This window comes from Streptomyces sp. NPDC002853, assembly GCF_053591915.1.
In genome coordinates this window covers 23,364-29,363 of record NZ_JBSFUS010000027.1, presented here as the reverse complement: position 1 = coordinate 29,363, position 6,000 = coordinate 23,364, and the positions used below count along the sequence as shown (strand labels likewise).

General features: G+C 68.1%; 7 protein-coding genes. All 7 read left to right on the top strand.

The window, feature by feature from the left end:
* Positions 1-107: 107 nt before the first annotated feature.
* The 7 genes from ACWD02_RS41910 (at position 108) to ACWD02_RS41880 (ending at position 5,669) form a co-directional block, all read left to right on the top strand.
* Positions 108-752, top strand: a complete 645-nt coding sequence (locus tag ACWD02_RS41910; protein ID WP_451221933.1) for an HAD family hydrolase — start codon at positions 108-110, stop codon at positions 750-752.
* Positions 753-910: 158 nt separating this feature from the next.
* On the top strand, positions 911-1,600 hold the full coding sequence (locus ACWD02_RS41905) for a VC0807 family protein (protein ID WP_451221930.1): 690 nt from the start codon (positions 911-913) through the stop codon (positions 1,598-1,600).
* A gap of 69 nt (positions 1,601-1,669) precedes the next feature.
* Positions 1,670-2,896: an MFS transporter gene (locus ACWD02_RS41900; RefSeq protein ID WP_451221927.1), complete on the top strand. Its 1,227-nt coding sequence runs from the start codon at positions 1,670-1,672 to the stop codon at positions 2,894-2,896.
* Positions 2,847-4,022 carry an acetoin utilization protein AcuC gene (locus tag ACWD02_RS41895; protein WP_451221924.1) on the top strand — a complete coding sequence of 392 codons (1,176 nt, stop codon included), beginning with the start codon at positions 2,847-2,849 and terminating at the stop codon, positions 4,020-4,022. The genes ACWD02_RS41900 and ACWD02_RS41895 overlap by 50 nt, the downstream gene beginning before the upstream one ends.
* A 264-nt stretch (positions 4,023-4,286) precedes the next feature.
* Positions 4,287-5,102, top strand: coding sequence for a phosphatase (locus tag ACWD02_RS41890; protein WP_451221921.1), 816 nt, complete (start codon positions 4,287-4,289; stop codon positions 5,100-5,102).
* A 132-nt stretch (positions 5,103-5,234) separates the two neighbouring features.
* Complete coding sequence (locus ACWD02_RS41885) at positions 5,235-5,444, top strand: helix-turn-helix domain-containing protein (RefSeq protein ID WP_157996488.1); 210 nt, start codon at positions 5,235-5,237, stop codon at positions 5,442-5,444.
* A 126-nt stretch (positions 5,445-5,570) separates the two neighbouring features.
* Entirely contained in the window at positions 5,571-5,669 is a 99-nt protein-coding gene (locus ACWD02_RS41880) for a 30S ribosomal protein bS22 (RefSeq protein ID WP_003948845.1), read from the top strand.
* Positions 5,670-6,000 lie beyond the last annotated feature (331 nt).

Sequence of the window (6,000 nt, the reverse complement as noted above, 5' to 3'; positions counted from 1 at the left end):
TACTGCAGGGGGGACCCTGTGGGAGAGTAGGACGCCGCCGAACTATTATTAACGGGAAACCCCCGCACCCTCTGGGTGCGGGGGTTTTCTGCGTTTAGGGTCGAGTTATGCGCTACGACCTGGTCATCTTCGACAATGACGGTGTTCTCGTGGACAGCGAACCGCTTTCCAACACCATCTTGGCCTCCTATCTGACCGAACTCGGCCACCCCACCACGTATGAGGACTCCCTGCGTGACTACATGGGGGCCGCCGTGCATCGCGTACACGACCTTGTTCTTGAGCGCAGTGGACAGCGGCTGCCCGAGGATTTCGATGTGACCTTCCACGCTCGTGTATTCACTGCCTTCGAGCGGGAGTTGGAGCCCGTGGCGGGGGCCGTCGACGTACTGGAGAAGCTGGTGGCCGGCGGAGTGCCGTATTGCCTTGCCTCGTCCGGGAGCCATGAGCGGATTCGCGTCGGTCATCGGCGGACCGGACTCGACCGGTGGTTCGACGACGAGCGGATCTTCAGCTCCGAGGATGTGGGACGGGGGAAGCCGGCTCCCGATCTGTTTCTGTACGCCGCCGAGCGGATGGGGGTGGCGCCCGAGAAGTGTGTGGTGGTCGAGGACAGCCCCTTGGGAGTGAGGGCCGCTGTGGCGGCCGGCATGGACGTGTTCGGGTTCACCGCCATGACGCCGGCCGAGCGGCTTTCGGGGGCCACTGAACTCTTCGGAGACATGGGGGAGTTGCCTGACCTGCTCGTATGACGGGGGCCGTGGGAGTGGCCTGACATTTGTCATCGAGAGGTCCGGACGATCGTTTCTGTCGGGCGACGGGTGGTCGCCGCGAAGCTGAGTACGTCGAGAACGAACCGAACGTACCCAGTGCCAGTGCCAGTGCCAGTGACGACGGAGGACCCAACGCCATGAGCGCAACGTGCCAGCTCGCCGATCCCGCGGAATCCCGCGTCCGGCAGTCCCGTTGGGAGTCGCTGAAGCCGCTCGTGCTGGACGCGGTGGTGCCGACGGCCTCGTACTACCTGTTCAGCAAGGGCTTTGGGATGGGGACGATGGCGGCGCTCGCCTGGAGCAGCGTGGTGCCCGCCGGGCGGACGCTGTGGAGCGTGGTCAAGGAGCGGCGGGTCAATGGCCTCGCGGCGCTCATCCTGGCCGCCAACATCGTCGGGCTGCTGCTCAGCCTGCTGGCCGGTGACCCGCGGCTGATGCTCGCCAAGGACAGCGGGATCACGGCGACGATCGGGATCGCCGTACTGGTGTCCGTGGCCGGGGGCCGGCCGCTGATGACCGTGGGGCTCAAGCCCTGGGTGACCAAGGGGAATCCGGTGCGGACGGCTGTGTGGGAACGGTTGATCGCCGAGCGGGGGCGGTTCGCGCGGATGGAACGTAGGTTCTCGGTGATGTGGGGTGTCGCGCTGTTCGGTGAGGCCGCGGTGCGGGCCGTGGGGGCGTACACGCTGCCGGTGGACACCATGGTGTGGCTCGGCGGCGTGATCGCGGGCGTCACCATCACGGCGACGGTGGTGGCGAGCGGGCGGCTGGTCGTCGATCCGATGGAGAAGAAGGTGAGCGCGGAGGTCGCCGCGCTCGGGCGGTGACGCAAGACGTGGAATTGGGTGGGTGATCTGTCTACCCACCGGTAGACAGGGGTCCTACGCTCTGCAGCCATGACGGATGAGCTGCGGCGCGGCAGGGCCTCTTTGGCGTTCAGCTTCCTGGTGCAGGGTGTCACCTTCGCGTTGCTGGTGACGCGAATCCCCGCCATTCAGGATCGGTACGGGATATCCGACGGTCTGCTGCCGGTGTTCCTCGCCGCGGTGCCGATCCTCGCGGGTGTCGGGAGCGTCGGCACGGAGTGGCTGGTCAAGAGGTTGGCGCCCAGCCGGGTGCTGCGGTGGGCGCAGCCCGTGGTGCTGCTGTCGCTGCTCGGGGTCGGCGCGGGCGACGCCCTGTGGCAAGTGGCCGTGGCGCTCGGGGCCTTCGGGCTCTCGGTGGGGGCTCTCGACGCGTCCATGAACATGCTCGGGGTGAGCCTTCAGCGGGCGTACGGGCGCAGCATCATGCTGGGGTTTCACGCGGCGTACAGCTTGGGCGGGATCGCGGGCGCGTCGATCGCGTGGGCGGGGGCGCACTGGGATCTGTCGCTCTTCGTCTCGTATCTGCCGGTGGTCGTGGTGCTGCTGCCGGGGGCGCTCGTGGGGAGCCGGTGGTACGTCGATGCCAAGGACGCGGGGGGCGCGGGGGATTCGGATGAGGCCGGGGAGGGGAAGGGCGGGCCGGTCGTCTTCAAGTTGCTCCTGCCGCTCTGCCTGGTGATGACCTTCGCGTACATCGGGGATTCGACCGTCTCCAACTGGAGCGCGAAGTATCTGCAGGACGTGCTGGGGAGTTCGGAAGAGGTCTCGACGGTCCCTTACAACGTCTACATGGTCATGACCCTGCTGGGGCGGGGCCTCGGGGACCTGGGTGTACGGCGGTTCGGGGCCGTGGCCGTGGTGCGGGCCGGGTCGGTGGTGGGCGCTCTCGGGTTCGCGGTCGTGGCGGTGGCGCCCGGGGCGTGGGTCGGGATTCTCGGCTTCACGGTGCTCGGGCTCGGGCTGTGCGTGATCGTTCCGCAGACGTTCGCCGCGGCGGGGAGGCTCTTCCCCGGGGCCTCGGACGCCGCTGTCGCGCGGCTCAACATCTTCAACTACGTGGGGTTCCTGATCGGTTCACCGCTGGTGGGTGCGCTGGGGGACGCCTGGAACTACCGCGGGGCGATGCTCGTTCCCATGGTGTTGGTGCTCGTGACCTTGTTGTACGCCCGGTCTTTCGCCGCCGGAGCGGACAGATACGGTGACGGGCATGAGCGGCCACGCACAGCTGATGTGGGACGAGGCAGTAACGGGCTATGACTTCGGTCCTGAGCACCCCATGGACCCGGTCCGGCTCGCGCTGACCAGAAGCCTGGTCGGTGCCTTCGGGCTCGACCGCGAGCTGGAAGTGGTCGCGGCCAAGCGTGCCGGTGACTCGACGTTGCGGCTCGTGCATCGCGAGGACTATGTGGAGGCGGTCAAGGCCGCGTCCGCCGATCCGGCGTCGGCGGACGGCAGCTATGGCCTCGGGACCGCGGATGATCCCGCCTTCGCGGGGATGCACGAGGTGTCGGCGCTGATCGCCGGGCAGTCGGTCGGTGCGGCCGAGGCGGTGTGGCGCGGGGAAGCGCTGCACGCGGTGAACTTCGCGGGTGGGCTGCATCATGCGATGCCGGGGTCCGCCTCGGGGTTCTGTATCTACAACGACGCGTCGTTGGCGATCGCCAGGCTGCTGGAGCTGGGTGCGGAGCGGGTCGCGTATGTGGATGTGGACGTGCACCACGGGGACGGGGTGCAGGCGTCCTTCTGGGACGATCCGCGGGTTCTGACGATCTCGATGCACGAGCATCCGCGGACGTTGTTCCCGCAGACGGGGTGGCCCGAGGAGACGGGGGCCGCCGGGTCCGCGGAGGGGTCGGCCGTCAATGTCGCGCTGCCGGCGGGGACGGGGGACGCGGGCTGGCTGCGGGCGTTTCACGCTGTGGTGCCTGAGTTGCTCGCGGACTTTCGGCCGCAGGTTCTGGTCACGCAGCACGGGGCTGACACGCACTTCGAGGATCCGCTTGCGCACCTTGCCGTTTCGCTTGATGCGCAGAGGGCCGTGCAGGTGGCCTGCCATGAGTTGGCGCACTCGTACGCCGATGGGCGGTGGGTCGCGCTGGGCGGGGGCGGGTACGCCGTGGTGGACGTGGTGCCTCGGTCCTGGACGCATCTGACCGCCATCGCCGCGGGGCGGGAGGTGCTGCCGTCGGCGGAGATCCCCGAGGCCTGGCGGCAGGAAGTCTTCGCTCGGACGCGGCAGTTGGCGCCGGGGCGGATGACTGATGGGCGGTGGCCTGTCTCCTGGGCGGAGTGGGAGGACGGGTACGACCCTGCGGATCGGCTCGACCAGGCCGTGCTTGCTGCTCGGCGGGCTGCGTTTCCGCTGCGGGGGCTGTTGCCGTAGGGGCGGTGCGGTTCGGGCGGGCCCTGCGGGGCTTTCCACGATCCCGTCCCTTCCCGAAACTGGGGCTCCGCCCCAGACCCCGGTCCTCGGCGGGCGTCCTGTTCATCTGTGCCCCGTAATTTCGGTGTTGTGCCCACCCGTTCCGCCCTGCGGAACGCCTGCCCACAACGGGGGCGGCAGGCGAGCGTACTTTCGTTAGCCCAACTGTGGGGGTTTTTCGGGGTTTTGGAGGTATGGGGGCGTTTCCTGCGCCACGCTCACAGCGTGTTGAGCACCGGAGCGTTGCGTGCGCATCTGTTGGCCGCCCGGTTGGCCGGGCCCGTGGCCACCACGCGGGAGGAGAGCCTGCGGAGCTATCGGCTCTTCGCGGCCCGGGACCCGCGGATACTGCTCGGCCTCGACCCCGAGTGGAGTTGGGGGCCCGGTGACCTGCTCGGCCTCATGGCCGACAAGTGCGGGGTGTCCGCCGACCCGGGGCACACCTCGGGGGTCGATGTCATCGACCCGGAGCGGACGTTGGTCGCGCTGGACGCCTTCGCCGAGAGGCTCGCCGAGGCGGTGCGAGGGCGGCTCCCCGTGCTCTTCGGGACGGGACATCCGCACCGGCTCCTCGGTTTCTACGCCGCCCTGGCGGACGCTTTGTCGGCGGCCGGGTGCACCGTCCTCACCCCCGCGCAGGGCAGCAGTGTCGACATAACGACCCGGTTCGGCCTACGCACGTACAACCTTGACTACGTACAAGGAGTCGCGCTGGTGCGGGAACCCGGCGCGCGTCCCACCGGGAGTGAGACCGGCGCACACACCCACTCCCCGCTCCCGGTTCGAGCCGCTCTCGCGGCCGCAGCGGAGGCCGACGGACCGCTTCCCGAGCTCGTGATCGGCGACCACGGATGGGTCTGCGGGGCAGGTCAGCTGGGGTTTGAGGCGATCGGTCTGGCGGATACGGACGATCCCGCGCTGTTCGTCGGAGAGGCCGAGGGGCAGGTGTCCGTCGTCGTTCCGCTTGATGACGCTGTGCGGTCTGATTACTACCGACCGCTTACTCGCTATGTACTCAATCGAGCGTGTCTGTCACAGTAGGCGGCCGATCGCTACTCCTCTTCCCCACTCGCATCATCCGCCCCTAGTCTGGGGAGTGAGCGCGCAGCGACGAAGAGTCACCGGAAGGGGAAGCCGGTGCCCGTCATGTGCGGAAGGTTCAGGTGGGGTGTCATGGCTGATAACCAGAGGCCGCTGAACGAGGTTCAGTTCCTGACCGTGGCGGAAGTCGCCTCGGTGATGCGAGTGTCCAAGATGACCGTGTACCGCTTGGTGCACAGCGGTCATCTGCCCGCCATCCGGGTCGGGAGGTCCTTCCGGGTCCCGGAGCAGGCGGTTCACGAGTACCTCCGCGAGTCCTATGTAGGAGTCGAGGCGGGCTGACCGGAGCCGGTCGATCCCCCTCGATTACGTCCCTCACCCGGGGACGGGTAGGCTAGGGCCGACGTAGGTCGTGTGGGCCCAGTCAGCTGCCCCGCACCGAGTGAAGAGAAGTGAGCGAGGGTAGTCGTGGGCTCTGTTATCAAGAAGCGGCGTAAGCGGATGGCCAAGAAGAAGCACCGCAAGCTGCTGAAGCGCACCCGCGTTCAGCGTCGCAACAAGAAGTAAGCGACAGCTGCACAGCGCGTACGAAGCCCTCCCGTCATCCGACGGGAGGGCTTCGGCGTTTCCCCGGCTTTTCCGGGGGCACCCGCCGGGGCGTCTTCCGGCCGGTTTTCCGGCCTCGGCGGGCCGTCCGGGGGCTTGTTTCGAACGTATGCCCTGGGCAGGATGTGCGTCCCGCCCCTGCGTACGTCCTGGTCTGGGCATAGGGCCAGGTCCGTGCACGTATGTTGAGGCTGTCGTCACTTCCTGCATCGGGCGGTCATCACAGCGCAACATCGACCCGCTAGCGTGTGCCAGGAGAGAGATGATGGGGCGCGGCAGGACTTCGAGGGCT

Excerpts from the sequence above, each read along its gene's own strand:
- ACWD02_RS41895 (WP_451221924.1), top strand. The coding sequence starts at position 2,847 with ATGAGCGGCCACGCACAGCTGATGTGGGACGAGGCAGTAACGGGCTAT.
- ACWD02_RS41900 (WP_451221927.1), top strand. The coding sequence starts at position 1,670 with ATGACGGATGAGCTGCGGCGCGGCAGGGCCTCTTTGGCGTTCAGCTTC.
- ACWD02_RS41905 (WP_451221930.1), top strand. The coding sequence starts at position 911 with ATGAGCGCAACGTGCCAGCTCGCCGATCCCGCGGAATCCCGCGTCCGG.
- ACWD02_RS41910 (WP_451221933.1), top strand. The coding sequence starts at position 108 with ATGCGCTACGACCTGGTCATCTTCGACAATGACGGTGTTCTCGTGGAC.
- ACWD02_RS41885 (WP_157996488.1), top strand. The coding sequence starts at position 5,235 with ATGGCTGATAACCAGAGGCCGCTGAACGAGGTTCAGTTCCTGACCGTG.